Below are 15,094 nucleotides of genomic sequence, written 5' to 3' on the forward strand. Positions count from 1 at the left end.
CAGCTGTTGGCTGATTAAATACTGGCTAGCCATTCACGGACTGCTGATCTCGTCGAGTGCTTTTTCACCTTGGGCAGTATTGGCACAGTAGCGAAGCGATGTTTACCGCCACACTCCACTTCACACAGCACCGAGAGTGCATTCTCAGAGAACTTACGGCGGATATCGATGCGCCAATTCCGATCGAAATTGAGGAGATCCAAAACGGATCCGTCACCTTCGTTCTTCATGCCGGCCCTCATGCAGATTCCTTTCAATCGGACCTCGAGCGTGCAGATCACGTTAATCATGTCAAGCGTCTCGATGATGAGAATCTACTCATAACCAAACCCTCATGTGGTGCGTATTCGGCTATCTATCAGAACCACGGCACACTACGCCGGTCAAACACGGTTTCGGGCCGTCAACGCGAGTACAACGTTCTCGTATTCCAGCGTGAAGATCTCAAAAACATTATTGACGATTTAGAGGGGTTCGGAACGGTCACACTCGGCAAACTCGAGGAGTTCAGAGCGACCACCGACTCGCCATTAACTGAGCGACAGCGAGAAGTTGTCACTGAAGCGCTCGCACGAGGGTATTACGATTGGCCCCGAAAGATTACGAACGAAGACCTCGCGATAGAGTTAGAAATCAGCCGAGCAACACTGCACGAGCATCTCCGAAAAGCAGAACGTACCTTGTTGTCGTCAGCGTTAGCAGATAGTCACAAACGAACTGGAAGAGGCCAATTTGAGCGTATCGAACTTGGACAAGAATGATCTGAAATTAACGGGATTCCAAATCCTTCAGGGATGGACCTGCGCTAGTATCGAGGCCGACTGGCAGCTGGTGCTGTGTCTGGATTCCCGTCTGGAACGTTGGACGATCTCGGTTTGGTGCTCCGGACACGCCATCGGGATGATAGCCCGTCTTGGACTGGACTATTGGAGTCTGTGCGCTATCCGGGTCGCCCTGCCGTTGAAAGTCGATCCGGTTCGCATAATAACGGGGCTATGCGAGTCGGCTTTGCCCAAGGGGCAAACTCGCGGGTTTTTATATAGGAAGCGACCATCAGTTGTGACTGAACGGGCCGAAATCACGGCCGTCGGCGATTTCGGGGGATCGAGAGTCGTCTGAACGGACTTCCAATCAGAGCGGACTCTCACGGCGACGGCCGTGCAACGAGCGAAAGCGTTCGTACCGCGACGCGGAAATCGCTCGAGAAGGCGGATACACTCGGCTGTGAGTCCGTCGTTCTCCCGGTGCTTGGAACCGGAGCCGCTGGATTCGACTTCCGGGAGGGAGCCCGATACGTCTGCGAAATGATCCGGGACTACGAACCGTCATCGGTGACCAATACTCGAGTGATCGCCTATTCGAAACGGGAGTACGACGAACTCGAAACGATCGGCGAAGCGGTACGATAACGCGATCTCGGCCGTCTGCCCGAGCGGAGGCCTCAGGGGAAGCGGAACGTCTCCAGATTCTTCGGTTGGTGCGTCCTGATGTCGTGTTTCTGATAGAGGGCCGAAGAGAGTTGATCCGTCGCCTGATCGTCGCCGTGAACGCAGAGAATCGTATCCGGCCGCGGATTCATCTCTTCGACGTACTGTTCGAGCCCCCTTCGGTCTGCGTGCCCCGAAAACCCGCTGACGGACTCGATTCGGCAGTGGAGCGTGATCCGGTTTGTGCCCCCCTCGAGCGCGACCTCGGTACGACCGCTTTTGATCCTGCGACCCAACGTCCCCTCCGCCTGATAGCCGACGAAAAGTAACGTGTTATCGGACTCCGGACCGAGCAACTCGAGCCAGGACATGATCGGTCCGCCAGTCACCATCCCCGACGTCGAGAGGATAACGCTCGGTTCGTCGCTGGCGATCTCTTCGCGCATCGGTTGCCCGCCGTCGACCTGTTGGAACTGCTCGGCCATGAACGGGTTCTCGTCCTCGTGGAGGATTCGCCGGCGAAGTCCGTCGCGAAGATACTCCGGGTACGCCGTGTGAATCGCGGTCGCTTCCCGAATCATCCCGTCGAGATAGATCGGCATCGTCGGGATCTCGCCCTCTCGCATCGCCTCCTCGAGGACCAGCATCAACTCCTGTGACCGGCCGACGGCGAACGCCGGGATGACGACCGTACCTCCCTGCTCGTGCGTTTCCCGAATGATCTCACGGACCCGTGCTTCGCTCTGTTCCGTGTCCGCCTGGAAGTCGTTTTCGCGCCCGTACGTCGATTCCATGATCATCGTTTCGGCTCGAGGGAAGTCGTTGACAGCGCCGTTGAACAGCCGCGTCGGTTCGTAGTGAACGTCGCCGGAAAAGACGATATTGTGGAATCCCTTCCCCACGTGAAGGTGGGCCGTTGCACTTCCCAGAATATGACCCGCGTTGTGCATCGTCAGTTTGATGTCCGGAGCGATATCGGTGACGTTGCCGTACGCGACCGGAATCGTGTGTTTGATCGCTTGACGGACCTGTTCGCTCGAATAGGGCGGTGTTCGGCCTTCTTTCGAGGCGACGTTGAGATAATCGAGTTGTAGCAACCCCATCAGATCCCGCGTGGGCTCCGTCGTATAAATCGGTCCGTCGTAACCGTATTTGAACAACAGCGGGAGCAACGCACTGTGGTCCAGATGAGCGTGCGTCAAAATGACGGCATCGAGCTCCGTAAGCGGCATCGCTTCCGGGGCGTGGAGATACGGAACCTCGCCGTTGGAACCGGGTTTGTCCCCGCAATCGACGAGAATCTTCGTGTTCGGCGTGTGAAGGACGAAACTCGCGCGGCCGACTTCACGACAGCAGCCGAGTGTCGTGATTCGAACCCAGTCAACGTCGTTATCAGGAGAGCCGTGAATTTGCGCTCCGACGTCCGCGAGGAAATCACGCCGTTCCGCCCGTTCCTGCGTGAGGTAACTCCTGACGTTGTCCACCGTCGACGACTCCATCGGCGGCGTCCGAACCACTTCGGGATTCCATCCCACCTCCGACGTGATTTCGCGGATCGTACTTCCGCGCTGGCCGATCACTAACCCCGGTTTTTCGGCTTCGATGAACACCTCGCCAGTCGTCGGGTGGAACTCGAGGTCTTGGACGTTCGCCTTGTCGGGCACAACGTCGTAAATCACGGTTTCGGCTTCCGATGGGGACGATTGCGTTCCCGACACCGGTCGAATGGTTACGCGTTTCCGAAGCGCGTGAGCAAGCGTACCGAGAATGTCGCTATCCTCCGCGAACTTCTGGGGCGTTTCAGTGTAAATAACGAGATCCGGTCCTTCGTACTGAACGTCGCTGACGTCCAGATACGATGGCACTTCGTCTCTAACGCGTTCGTACAGGTCTGAATGAGTTGTGTCGTCGCTCATAGTGAGTTCGCCGTCTCATCGTCTCGTCTCCGGTGATCTCGTGACCCTCGCTACAGACTGCGTACCCAGAATCCCGCCGGGATGCGCAGCCAATCGATCAAATATGCGGAGAGGGACTGATGAACTGCTACTGTTATCTTCGTGACGAAGAATAAAAGACTTCGTACTACGGCGTACGAATCGTGCTCCGGAACGAGGAATACGAGCAGGAGCAACGAGACATCCCGACGGCTCGTATACGCCGATAGTCGAAGTGCACGGATCTGGATCGGAGAACAGGTTCCAACGGTGGCCGAATCGGTATTTCTGAAACGGACTTTGATCAGACAGATAGGCTATTTTGTGATATGGGAAACATGATTGCCAGCGGTTCGACGTCTCCGCTTTTCGTATCGATATCGAGTCTCATATCGACGGGGTGTAATCTGAAGATGTGTCGTTCCGCGAGGAAAACGCAGTATCTCGAGGTCGCGTTTCTCGGAGAGTTCTCGAAGAAATTGTTCTGTCAAGGCGGTTGTAGTGGTCGAATACAGTCGTATAGCGGGAATTCGTTCGTTTCTGGACCGACGGCAGTGTACAGCCGATAGCGATGGTCGTCACGTTGAACCACCGCTTCGTCGAGCGTGACGTAATCCGAATGTGCATCAACAGTCCGTTGTAGACCGCGTTTGCGAACCAACGTAGACTGCTTTTCAGCTCCGTTCGGTACCGAACTTCTCGAGTTCACGAATAGTAAATTAGAATGGTAGTTTAACAAGGTGAGAGCGGATACCGAGTTCCACCAACTGACGCGGTGCCCGCTCGTGCTCTTACAAGCCAGTTGGAATCTATCGTGAAGCACTCGCTGAAGGAGTCCGCGAATAGCACGTCAAACTAGCGCTACGAGCCGCGTGTTTTCAAACCGACCGTAGCCACCGCCCGTAGTTTACATCCATATGGATGTAATGAGTTCTACGCACCGCCTCTCCGAAATTGTTTACAAACGTATGCCTGTAATGTGAACTCGGTCGTTCCGAACCCTCCGATCTGGGTTTCACAACGCGTCGATGTCGTCCCGATAATCGAATATCCTAATGGTCACACACTCCGTCCGGATTAGTGGTAACGAATAGCACACTGTATCCAGTCATGATGGAAAGAATAATGAATTCAGATAGATTTTTCAACATCGATGACGATAGCCGTCGTATGAAAAGCGATAACGCGGGATCGTCGGGGCAACGGATCAATGCACTGATAAAATGTTTCAACATCATTGAAGAGTTGAAAGAGCGAGGGAGTGTGGGCGTCTCTGATCTCGCCGCGGCGCTCGACATGCCGACGAGTACAGTCTACGTGTACCTACAGACGCTAGAAGAGCTGGAATACGTGATCGCCGACCAGGGCGAGTATCGCCTGAGCTTGCGGTTTCTAGATATCGGCTGTCGGGTTCGGAATCGATTGGACGTGTTTTCGGCGGCACGCCACGAGATGATCGACCTCTCGCAAGAGACCGGCGAGACGGTCGGCATCGGTGTCGTTGAGAACGGGAAGCGGGTTGAGCTGTGGCAGATCGAGGGTGAGGACGCCATCAACGACAAGATACACGTCGGAGAACACACGTACCTGCACTGGACGTCACTCGGGAAGACGTTGCTCGCGAGCCTCTCTGACGAAGAGATCGATCGCATCGTCGATCGTCAGGGGCTCCCGAAGGCGACCGAGAACACGATCACCGACCGAGCGGAACTCCTCGAGGAGGTCGAGCAGATCCGCCGACAGGGGTTCACGATCGAGGACGAGGAGCGAAAAGTCGGTATCCGGAGCGTGTCGGTTCCGCTCAGCGACGTTGACGGAAACACGGTCGCCGCACTCGGTATCAACGCCCCGAAGAACAAGATGGTTCCCCAGCGGTGTGACGAGTACGTCTCCCGACTGAAGCGGAAAGCGAACGTCATCTCGATCCGCTACAACTACTGATCAGGTTTCCAATATCGTTGTAATCGAGTTGGGCTCCCGATCGGCCGCTCGGGGATGAACTTCCGTACAGCCGGTCTCCCGAAAACGGAGCCGATTCGGCAACTGCCACGCGATAGTCCGTGTGAATGCACCCGTCGTGTATGGGACGAACGCGTTCGTGCCGTCCCCCTCGACGGGTTGGCGCTGTTCACCAGCGCGTCCAAATGCTCGGCTTGGGGGAATCTTTTTACGGTCTAGCGAGCACTTCATACATATGTCGTTCAAAGGCGCAGCAGCGAACAGCGTGTCTTGGGGGAACCATACAGCCGACGAAATCGGCGAAATCGGCGACCGAAACGGCTCGATACTCGTTGTCCCGGTCGGGAGCGTCGAACAGCACGGTAACCACCTTCCCGTAGCAACGGATAGTATCCTCGTCGAAGCCGTCGCAGTCCTCGGCGCGGAGCGAGTGACCGACGACGTTCCGATCCTCACGCTGCCGACGTTCTGGAGCGGCTTTTCGCCACACCACCTCCACTTCGGCGGGACGGTGTCGCTCGAGTTCGAACACATGCTAGGGGCGATCGAAGACGTCGCCGACACGGCGCTCGAGAACGGATTCGACGCCCTGGTGCTGCTGAACGGCCACGGAGGGAACATGTCGCTGATCGACAGTGCCGTCAGTACGATCGGGGTCGACCACGACGACGTCGAGGTGCTCGGGCTCACGTACTTCCAGCTCGCGAGCGGTTTTATCGACGAGATCCGGGAGAGCGATATCGGCGGAATGGCTCACGGCGGCGAGTTCGAGACCTCGCTGATGTTACACCTGCGCGAAGAACTCGTCGACGTCGATCGACTCGACGGTACGTACATGGACGAGCCCTACGACCTCGGGACGAAAGATTTGGTGGAAGGCGGCCCGCTCGCGGTCTACCGTGGATTCGAAGAGTACTCCGCGAGCGGGGCGATCGGCGATCCCGGACTGGCGTCCGTCGGGAAGGGCGAGCAGATTTTCGAACTGCTCGGCGACGAACTGGAATCGCTACTGCGGGACGTTCATGATCGGAACCGGTAGAACGACGTCGTCGCTTACGCGGTCGCGATCACTTCGATCTCGACGCCGATGTCGATCGGCAGGTCCTTGACCTGCACGGCGCTGCGCGCCGGATACGGTTCGCCCATGTACTCACCGTACACCTCGTTGATCGCGTCGTAGTCGTCCATGTCCTGGACGAATACGGTCGCTTTCACGATATCGTCGAGCGACGACCCCGCGGCATCCAGTATCGCGCCGACGTTCTCGAGCGTCCGCGCCGTCTCCTCCCCGATATCGTCGCCGACGATGTTTCCGCTCTCGGGGTCGATCGGTCCCTGGCCGGAGACGTAGATTCGGTTGCCGTCACGAATCGCTTGCGAGAAGGGCCCGATACTCTCCGGAGCCTCGTCCGTGGTGATTTCTTCCATCGCAGTTCCGGCTTCGCACAGAGTCGTAATAAAACTGATCCGACGGCGCGAGCCACGATCGGTCGGGAGCGCCGTTCGCCGTCGACTGCGTCCGCGGGCGGATTCGACATCTCCTGCTACCCGGGTGCGATTCGAACCGGCGCACTCGAGTCGTCGGTTCAGGGTCGTCTCAGTCGAGGTCGAAGGCGTCGCGCAACCGGCTGGCCATGGTCTCGTACGCTTTCGGCGTCCGGCCGAGTTTCTCGCGAAGGAAGACCGCACTGATGACGTTGTGGGGCATGTCCGGATAGTGATCGAGCGTCACATCGACGCCGGCGGCGTCGAGTCGCTCGTAGTACGCGATCCCCTCGTCGCGGAGCGGATCCCAGCCGGCCGTGATGACCGTTCCCGGCGGCAGACCGGACAGGTCCCGAGCGCGAAGCGGGGCGACGTAGGGGTTCGCCTCGTCGAGATCGTTCTCCAGATAGTGATCCCAGTAGAAGCGCATATCCTCGCGGTACAGCCCGTATCCCTCCGCGTTTTCGTCGTAGGATTCGGTGTCGATTGCGGTATCGGTCACCGGCACGCCGAGCAGCTGATAGGCGACGTCGGGACCGCCGCGCTCGCGCGCCAGCAGCGATACCGCCGCCGCGAGGTTCCCACCGGCGCTCGCTCCCCCGACCGCGGTCCGATCGGGGTCGGCGAGAGAGACCGCAGGGTGCTCGGCCACCCACTCGGTCGCGGCGTAACAGTCCTCGAGTCCCGCCGGAAACGGATGCTCGGGAGCGAGCCGGTACTCGACGGAGACGACGCTACATCCGGTGCGATTGACCAGCGCCCTGCAGACCCCATCGGCAGCGTCGATACTCCCGCGAACCCAGCCGCCGCCGTGGAACCAGAGGAGTACGGGATGTCTGCCGCGGTCGTCCGGCGTGTACACGCGAACGGGAAGGTCGCCGTCCGGCCCGTCGATGAGGTAATCGACCACGTCGCCGTCGACCGGTTCCGGATCGGAAAGCAAGCCGGCCTCCTCGATCGCTCGGTCGGTGAGCTGTCGGGCACCCGTCGGAGACACGTGGTGCGCCGTCGGTCTGCCCGTCGTCTGTGCTTCTTCGAGCATCTCTTCGACCTCGGGATGGAGATCGGTCCGTAACGGCTCCGTCATGGGGAAACACGTGGTCAATCGGCGGCGCGTGTCAAATAACTACTGCCCTGCTCCGCCGTCCCGTGGCAAATGGGGTCGGTCGTGACCGATACGCTCACCGGCGGCCGCCTGAGCAGCCAGCTTTATGGTGGTAAGTCGGGTCTTGAAAGGTGGATATGCCGACGCCGACGCTAACCGACAGCACGCCGTGCCTGGACCAGTCTCGATATGACCTGGAGACGCCCGCGGTCGTCGTCGACCTCGACACGATGGAGGCCAACATGCGGGAGTTCGCCGAATTCGCACAGCGCCACGACGTGGCGTTGCGATCGCACGTCAAGACGCACAAAATCCCGGACATCGCCCATCGGCAAGAGGAGCTATCGGGCGGCGATGGGATCCTCTGTCAGACGCTGAGCGAGGCCGAAGTGATGGCTCAAAACGGGATTTCGGACATCTACCTCTCGTACATGGTCGTCGAGGAGTCGAAGCTGGACCGCCTCGTGCGGCTCTCCGAGCGACTCGAGTCGTTCGCGACGACCGTCGACTGCCCGGGTAACATCGACCCGCTGCAGGCGGCGGCCGACCGACGCGGCGCGACCGTCGACGCGGTCCTGGAGATTGACGTCGGCCTCGGCCGCACGGGCGTCCCACCCGGCGAGCCAGCCCTGGAGATGGCAGCGCGGATCGTCGACGCCGAAAACCTGTCGTTCGCCGGACTCATGGGCTTCGAGGGGCACGTTAACGCCGAAGCCGAGTCCGAGGCCGACTACGAACGGCTCTGTGAGGCAGCGATGGACGAACTCCAGGGGACGGCCGAACTGTTGGAGTCGGACGGAGTTCCGGTCGACGACGTGAGGGTCGGCTCGACCGGCACGGCCCGCCACAGCGGCAAACACCCCGTCGTCACCGAGATCAACCCCGGGATGTACCCGTTCAACGACGCCAACGTCGTCTCCTGGGCTGGCCCGATCGGGCCGGCGGACTGCGCGCTGACGGTCCTGACGACGGTCATCTCGAAACCGGCCGACGACAGGGTGATCGTCGACGCCGGCAGCAAGACGATGTCGTTCGATGTCGACCGTCAGCCCATCCCAAACGAGCGCGACGACATCGAATACGTCACCGCCTCCGAGGAGCACGGGTGGATCGACTCGAGCGACGCCGACGAGCCGATCGAGGTCGGGGATCGACTAGAGTTTATCGTCCCGCACGTCTGTACGACCATCAACCTCCACGACACGCTGATCGGCACTCGAGACGATCGCGTCGAGGAAGTCTGGAACGTACAGGCCCGCGGGAAAGAGAAGTAGCGCGGAGATCGATCGGCGGTTCGATTCGTCGCTGGCCGAGTGATCCGAGCTCAGGGGGCTACTCGGCATTGACCGTACTCAGCCGTCGATCCGGTACTCGGCGACCCTGTCCTCGTCGACGGTGATCCCGAGACCCGGCTCGTCGGGAACGGCGATCGCCCCGTTATCGATCTCGAACGGCTCCTCGATCACGTCGTCTTCCCAGGCGTAGTAGACGGTGTCCGGCGGAAGCGTGAACCCGGGGATGCCGCTAACGGCGTGCAGTATCGCGGCGGTTCGGATTCCGAGGTCGAACGCGCAGTGGTGCGCCATCGGGATGCCGGCGTCCTCGGCGATCGCCGCGAGCTGCCGGAGCCCGGAGATGCCGCCGGCTGGCGTCATGTCGACGACGGCGACGTCGAGCGCGCCGTGCTCGATCAGTTCGCGCAGATTGTGGGCGATGTAGGTGTCTTCGTTCGGGGCGATCGGTTGCGGGGTCCGCTGGCGCAGGCGCGCCAGCGACCGGTGGCTGTCGACCTGAATCGGCTGTTCGAGGTACTGGAGGTAGACGCCGGCATCGGCCAGCGCCGCGCCGACGCGGACCGCCTCGTCGAGTCGCCATCCCTGATTCGGGTCGAGACGGAACTCGAGCCGTCCGTCGACCTCGTCGTCCATCGCGACGATCCGTTCGACGTCCCGCTTCCAGTCGCGCCCCGCCTTCGTCTTTAGCACGTCGAACCCCTCGTCGAGCGCGGTCGCGGCGTGGGCCCGAGATTCCTCGAGCGGGAGGATACCGAGACAGTAGGCCGTGTCGACGGTGTTCGTCTGGTCGTACTCGGTGTCCATTCGCCGCGTCGTCGTCCCCGGCGCAGTCCATCCGCCGAGCAGTTCGTAGATCGGCTTCTCCAGGTCTTTCCCGACGATATCCCAGCAGGCCATCTCGACCGCTGAAAAGAACATATCGACGTTCGTATACTCGATGAACAGTAGCCGTCGCAGGCTCTCGACCTCGAACGGCGAGTGCCCCTCGATGATCGGTGCAACGCCGTCTTCCAGCGTCGTGACCGTCGTCTTCGGCGAGAGGAACACCCGCATCTCGCCCCATCCGGAGATTCCTTCGTCGGTGTCTACCCGGACCAGCACTCGATCGACGTCCTCGACGGCGCCGTGGTTCGTCACGTACGGCGAGAGCCCTCCGTCCTCCAGGTCGACGACGTTCATATTTACAGCAAACGCTTCTACGCCAGTGATTTCCATACACGATGGGGTACGCGACCGATCTATTAAAACCTCGGATGCGTGCAATCGGGACGAGCTCTCACGGACGTGAGCGGAACTGCGCTCCACCGGACCAAACCGCGCCGCAAACGGGTACGTCGCCCGTCATTCGAAGTGCGGGATGACGTGCTCCTCGAAGGCCTCGATCGTCTCGTAGGGGTCGCCACACTTCGATCCGACGAGCACCCGCGAGACGCCGGCGTCCTCGAGCGCTTCGAGCTCCGCGACGATGTCGTCCGGGTCGTCGGTGATGTTGTTCTCCTCGATCAGCTCCGCGTCGGAGAGGTCCTCGAGGCGCCGATCCGCGACGCGCTGGATCGAGCGCGGGTCGGGGTTGTCGAGTTCGGTATCGTCGGGGGTGTACTCGCCCATCTCGCGGATCTCCGCGGCGAGTTCGTCGGGATCGCCGATGTTCGCGGTGAACTCCGTGGTTACGTCGACGGACTCGAAGTCGCGGTCAGCCTTCTCCAGTCCCTCCTTGAAGTTCGGGACGATTCGGGAGTCGATCCGGTCAGCCGGCGCGGCCGTCAGGAGGTGGTCCGCGAACCGCCCGGCGAGTTCGACCGACTTCGGTCCCCAACCGGCCCAGTGGACCGGAATGTCGGACTTCGCCCCGGTGTAGAGTTTGAGCCCCTCGTACTGGAAGTAGTCGCCGTCGTACTCGACGTACCCGTCCTCGTTCCAGAGGCGCTTCATGACGTCGATCGCTTCGATCAGCATCCGGGCGCGGCGACTCCAGTCGGGCCACTCGGACTCCGTGAAGTGTGCTTCGTTGAGCGCCTCTCCGACGCCGACGCCGAGGTTCACTCGACCCGGGTACATGTTGTCGAGCGTCGCGAACGCCTGGGCGACCAGCGGCGGTCGGTACCGAAAGATCGGACAGGTCACGGAGGTCCCGACGGGGACGTCGGGCACTTCGCTCATCAGCGATCCGAACCAGGGGAACACGTGGTGCGTGTACGGTCGCGAGTCGATCCACGGCAGGAAGTGGTCGCCGATCCAGATGCCCTCGAATCCGGCGTCGACCGCGGACTTTGCGAGGGTGATATCCGAGCGCGGATCCCGGAAACAGCCGTAGACGTTGTAGTGAATCTCTACTGCCATAGTCCAAGCTTGGCACACGCCCTAATATAACTGATGCGTCATCCGGCGGTGGATGAACGGGGTCGCCTCTAGAGAGCCGCGTCCGTTGGGCGTACGCAACGGACATCTCGAGACCCGCCTACCGGTTCGGGTCGGGGTCTGAGAACTGGTTCCCGCCGAACGGTCTCTCACGATCACCGAAATCTATAAGAATGCTAGATGGTGACGTTAGTACAGGATGAGTTCACTGAGGCTAGAGAGCATACGGAAGGTTTTCGACGATCCGAACGAAGGTGAGATCGTCGCGGTAAACGATGTATCTATGGAGATCGAGGACGGGGAGTTCATGGTGCTCGTCGGACCGTCCGGGAGCGGAAAGTCAACGCTGCTTCGCTTGATCTCCGGGCTCGAAACGCTGACGAGCGGAGAGCTCTATCTCGGTGGCGAGGAGATCGGACAGACCAAACCGAAAAACCGGGACCTCGCGATGGTGTTTCAGAACTATGCGCTCTATCCGCATCTCACGGCCCGCGGCAACATGTCGTTCGGGCTGAAGATGCAGCGGGAACTCGACGAAGCGGAGATCGACGAGCGCGTCGACGAAGCCGCCGACATCATGGACATCGGAGACCTGCTCGACAAGATGCCGAGCGAGCTCTCGGGCGGGCAACAACAGCGCGTCGCGCTCGGCCGGGCGATCGTCCGCGAACCGGCTGTCTTCCTGATGGACGAACCGCTCTCGAATCTCGACGCCAAGCTCCGCTCGCAGATGCGGACCGAGATTCAGCGCCTGCAGAGCGAACTCGACGTCACGACGATCTACGTCACGCACGACCAGACCGAGGCGATGACGATGGGCGACCGAATCGCGATCATGAATCAGGGCGAGCTTCAGCAGGTTGCGACGCCGCTCGAGGCCTACTACGAGCCGGTCAACGTCTTCGTCGCGGGGTTCATCGGATCGCCGAGCATGAACTTCATCTCGATGACCACCGACTGGTCCAACGACCGGCTGACGCTCGAAAACGACGCCTTCTCTTACGGCACGTCGAACGTACTCGGCGACGAACTGACCGACGACGGCCGGGAGATCCTCCTCGGGATCCGCCCCGAGGACATCGATCTCGTTCGGTCGCCGACGGAGACGTCGGTCACCGTCGAAGTCGACGTCATCGAACCGCTCGGGGAGAAACATCTCCTCTACTTCGATATCGGTCGGGAGACCTACATCGCGAGCGTCCCGGGATACTACCAGATCGAGGGCGAAGACAGGATTCACCTCGACATTCCCGAACAGCGGGTCCACCTGTTCGACGCCGAGTCGCATCGGACGATCAAGAACCGCGAACCAGCCTCGGACGACGATGCCCGTCTGGGCGAACAAATCACGGTCAACGACCGATGAGAACAACGGCGGACCGTTTTACTGCTGGTTACTCCGATACCGGAGGCGTTTCGATGTCGTACACCGTCCGTTCGAAGCTGTGATCGAGACCCGCCGTCAGTCCACCGTCGACCGTGAGTTCGGTCCCGGTAACGAACGAGGACATCGGCGAGGCCAGGTAGAGGACCGCGTCGGCGACTTCTTCCGGCCGGCCGAGTCGGTCGACGGCGTACTGGTCGAGCCACTCCTTTTCGACTTTCGGAGCGTCCTTCCGCGCCATCTCCTCGCGCCGAGTCTCCGTCTGAATCGTTCCGGGACAGACGACGTTCGACCGGATACCGTGGCAGCCGTACTGCGTCGCGATCACCCTCGAGAGCGCGAACAGCCCGCTTTTGGCCGACGAGTACGACGTCAGCGAAATTCCGGTCAGCGCGTTGACCGACGACGTGTGGACCATCCGGCCGCCACCGCTCTCGATCATCGCCGGCAGCGCCGCTTTCGCGCAGAGGAACGGGCCCGTGAGGTTGATCGCCAGGTTGCGCTCCCAAACGTCCTCGTCGATCTCGTGAAGTTTTCCGTCGCCGAACGACCCGCCAGCGTTGTTGACGAGCACGTCGAGACTGCCGAACTCCTCGACGGTCGTCTCGACGAGCGCTTCGACCTGAGTAGCGTCGCTCACGTCCGTCGGGACGAACGTTACGTCGCCGGCCCCTTCCGCCAGTTCGACCTCGACGTCGGTGCCGCTCTCCTCGTCGATATCGGCGATCACGACGTTCGCACCCTCCGCGGCGAATCGAGTCGCGATCGCGCGCCCAATTCCGGACGCCCCACCGGTAACGATAGCAGTATCTCCCTCCAACAGTTGCTTTTGCATGCCGTTCGTACGGTACGACGCTCACCATTTATCTCTTACCTAGATTTTTGTCGCTCGACGCTAACGTACAGCGTATGACGTTCGCTACGTGGGCGTACCCGTGGGACCTGCTCGATACGGGCGTCGAGTCGGTCGCCGAACAGCTCCTCGATCTCGGGATCACCGAGATAAACCTCGCCACCAACTACCACACCGTACAAACGTATCTACCGCACAATCCTGAACGACGGACGTTCTTCGCCAGGTCGAGTTCGTACTTCCAGCCCGGAGAGATGTACGGCGACCTCGAGCCCGTCCCGAACGAGCGGATGGGCGACGACGACTGGCTCGCGGTGATCGACCGCGAACTCGCCGATACCGAGGTATCGCTGAACTCCTGGACCGTCGGCTGTCACAACTCGCGGCTCGGGATGTCTCGTCCCGAGTACGCGCTACGGAACGCGTTCGGCGATCCGCTCGTGTTCGGCCTCTGTCCGTCCCGGTCCGCCGTACAGGAGTATCTCCTCGCGCTGCTCGCCGACCTCGACGACCGGGCGGCCTTCGAGCGGATCGAGCTCGAGACGTTCAACTACTTCTACGGCACCGGTTACGGGTGGCACCACGACAAGTTCCACGCGCGCCTCGGTGCGCTCGGCGAATTCTTGTTCGGCGTGTGCTTTTGCGACGACTGCCGTGCGAACGCGCGGCAAACGGGCGTTGACGCCGACGCGGTTGCGGAGACCGTCAGGTCGACCGTGGACGCGATCTCCGCCGGCGAGTTCCCCCACGACGTCGATGTCGGCGGGTGGTTTCGGGAGCATCCCGAGGTCGGTGCCTACATCGACGTACGGATCAACACGCTGACCGATCTGTACCGTCGGCTCGCGGCCGTCGTCGAGGACGCGGAACTGGGCGCGTACGTGGGCATGAAGGGCGTGGAGAACTCCTGGATGCACGGACTGGACCTCCGGGCGCTATCGGACTCGCTCGACTACGTTACGGTCATGGCCTATCGGGAGACTCGAGAAGAGACGGTCGACTGCTTGCAGCTAACTCGAGAGCTGGTCGATCTTCCGGTGCACGTCGGCGTCCTTCCCGCACATCCCTACGTCCACGACGAGGCGACGGTCGGAGACATCGTGGACGGACTCGTCGAGAACGATACCGATCGCGTGTCGTTCTACAACTACGGGCTCTTGCCCGAACGCAATCTCGACTGGATCGGATCTTCGCTAGCCACACACCGGTGACGCGGGCCGGGCAAAGAATTATGAACACCTGTGCGTAACTGGATCACACGTGACACACAGACATGACTGACGTTGAAGCTACT

The 15,094-nt window shown here is 60.7% G+C and carries 13 protein-coding genes; 7 read left to right on the forward strand and 6 right to left on the reverse strand.

Features of this window, described 5'->3' with window-relative positions:
- The first annotated feature begins 56 nt into the window (after positions 1 to 56).
- Both DWB23_RS12975 and DWB23_RS12980 read left to right on the forward strand, forming a co-directional pair.
- Positions 57 to 761: a helix-turn-helix domain-containing protein gene (locus tag DWB23_RS12975; RefSeq protein ID WP_238717428.1), complete on the forward strand. Its 705-nt coding sequence runs from the start codon at positions 57 to 59 to the stop codon at positions 759 to 761.
- 369 nt (positions 762 to 1,130) lie between these two features.
- Positions 1,131 to 1,409 (forward strand): macro domain-containing protein, encoded by a 279-nt coding sequence (locus tag DWB23_RS12980; RefSeq protein WP_238717472.1) that lies wholly within the window; start codon positions 1,131 to 1,133, stop codon positions 1,407 to 1,409.
- Positions 1,410 to 1,441: 32 nt separating this feature from the next.
- Here the strand turns inward: DWB23_RS12980 and DWB23_RS12985 are convergent, their stop codons facing one another.
- Positions 1,442 to 3,343: a beta-CASP ribonuclease aCPSF1 gene (locus DWB23_RS12985; protein WP_121743258.1), complete on the reverse strand. Its 1,902-nt coding sequence runs from the start codon at positions 3,341 to 3,343 to the stop codon at positions 1,442 to 1,444.
- A gap of 1,188 nt (positions 3,344 to 4,531) precedes the next feature.
- Between DWB23_RS12985 and DWB23_RS12990 the strand changes: the two genes are divergently transcribed.
- Both DWB23_RS12990 and DWB23_RS12995 read left to right on the forward strand, forming a co-directional pair.
- The gene (locus DWB23_RS12990) at positions 4,532 to 5,302 is read left to right on the forward strand and encodes an IclR family transcriptional regulator (RefSeq protein WP_162989814.1); all 771 of its coding nucleotides are present in this window, start codon (positions 4,532 to 4,534) and stop codon (positions 5,300 to 5,302) included.
- Between the two features lie 253 nt (positions 5,303 to 5,555).
- The gene (locus DWB23_RS12995; RefSeq protein WP_121743260.1) at positions 5,556 to 6,359 is read left to right on the forward strand and encodes a creatininase family protein; all 804 of its coding nucleotides are present in this window, start codon (positions 5,556 to 5,558) and stop codon (positions 6,357 to 6,359) included.
- A 14-nt stretch (positions 6,360 to 6,373) separates the two neighbouring features.
- Here DWB23_RS12995 and DWB23_RS13000 read toward each other — a convergent pair whose 3' ends face one another.
- Both DWB23_RS13000 and DWB23_RS13005 read right to left on the reverse strand, forming a co-directional pair.
- Positions 6,374 to 6,748, reverse strand: a complete 375-nt coding sequence (locus DWB23_RS13000; protein WP_121743261.1) for a Rid family detoxifying hydrolase — start codon at positions 6,746 to 6,748, stop codon at positions 6,374 to 6,376.
- Between the two features lie 169 nt (positions 6,749 to 6,917).
- Positions 6,918 to 7,892 (reverse strand): alpha/beta hydrolase, encoded by a 975-nt coding sequence (locus DWB23_RS13005; RefSeq protein WP_121743262.1) that lies wholly within the window; start codon positions 7,890 to 7,892, stop codon positions 6,918 to 6,920.
- A 155-nt stretch (positions 7,893 to 8,047) separates the two neighbouring features.
- Between DWB23_RS13005 and DWB23_RS13010 the strand changes: the two genes are divergently transcribed.
- Positions 8,048 to 9,184 carry an alanine racemase gene (locus DWB23_RS13010; RefSeq protein ID WP_121743263.1) on the forward strand — a complete coding sequence of 379 codons (1,137 nt, stop codon included), beginning with the start codon at positions 8,048 to 8,050 and terminating at the stop codon, positions 9,182 to 9,184.
- Positions 9,185 to 9,262: 78 nt separating this feature from the next.
- On the opposite strand, the gene DWB23_RS13015 is transcribed toward DWB23_RS13010, so the two are convergent.
- Both DWB23_RS13015 and DWB23_RS13020 read right to left on the reverse strand, forming a co-directional pair.
- Positions 9,263 to 10,420: a mandelate racemase/muconate lactonizing enzyme family protein gene (locus DWB23_RS13015; protein WP_121743264.1), complete on the reverse strand. Its 1,158-nt coding sequence runs from the start codon at positions 10,418 to 10,420 to the stop codon at positions 9,263 to 9,265.
- A gap of 126 nt (positions 10,421 to 10,546) precedes the next feature.
- Complete coding sequence (locus DWB23_RS13020) at positions 10,547 to 11,545, reverse strand: LLM class flavin-dependent oxidoreductase (protein WP_121743265.1); 999 nt, start codon at positions 11,543 to 11,545, stop codon at positions 10,547 to 10,549.
- Positions 11,546 to 11,762: 217 nt separating this feature from the next.
- On the opposite strand from DWB23_RS13020, the gene DWB23_RS13025 reads away from it, so the two are divergent.
- Positions 11,763 to 12,929: an ABC transporter ATP-binding protein gene (locus DWB23_RS13025; protein WP_121743266.1), complete on the forward strand. Its 1,167-nt coding sequence runs from the start codon at positions 11,763 to 11,765 to the stop codon at positions 12,927 to 12,929.
- Between the two features lie 28 nt (positions 12,930 to 12,957).
- Here DWB23_RS13025 and DWB23_RS13030 read toward each other — a convergent pair whose 3' ends face one another.
- Positions 12,958 to 13,782: an SDR family NAD(P)-dependent oxidoreductase gene (locus DWB23_RS13030; RefSeq protein ID WP_121743267.1), complete on the reverse strand. Its 825-nt coding sequence runs from the start codon at positions 13,780 to 13,782 to the stop codon at positions 12,958 to 12,960.
- 74 nt (positions 13,783 to 13,856) lie between these two features.
- Here DWB23_RS13030 and DWB23_RS13035 point away from each other — a divergent pair, with 74 nt between their 5' ends.
- Complete coding sequence (locus DWB23_RS13035) at positions 13,857 to 15,011, forward strand: hypothetical protein (protein WP_121743268.1); 1,155 nt, start codon at positions 13,857 to 13,859, stop codon at positions 15,009 to 15,011.
- Positions 15,012 to 15,094: the final 83 nt, after the last annotated feature.

Origin of the sequence: Natronorubrum halophilum (genome assembly GCF_003670115.1) — an archaeon.
Taxonomy (GTDB): Archaea; Halobacteriota; Halobacteria; order Halobacteriales; family Natrialbaceae; genus Natronorubrum; species Natronorubrum halophilum.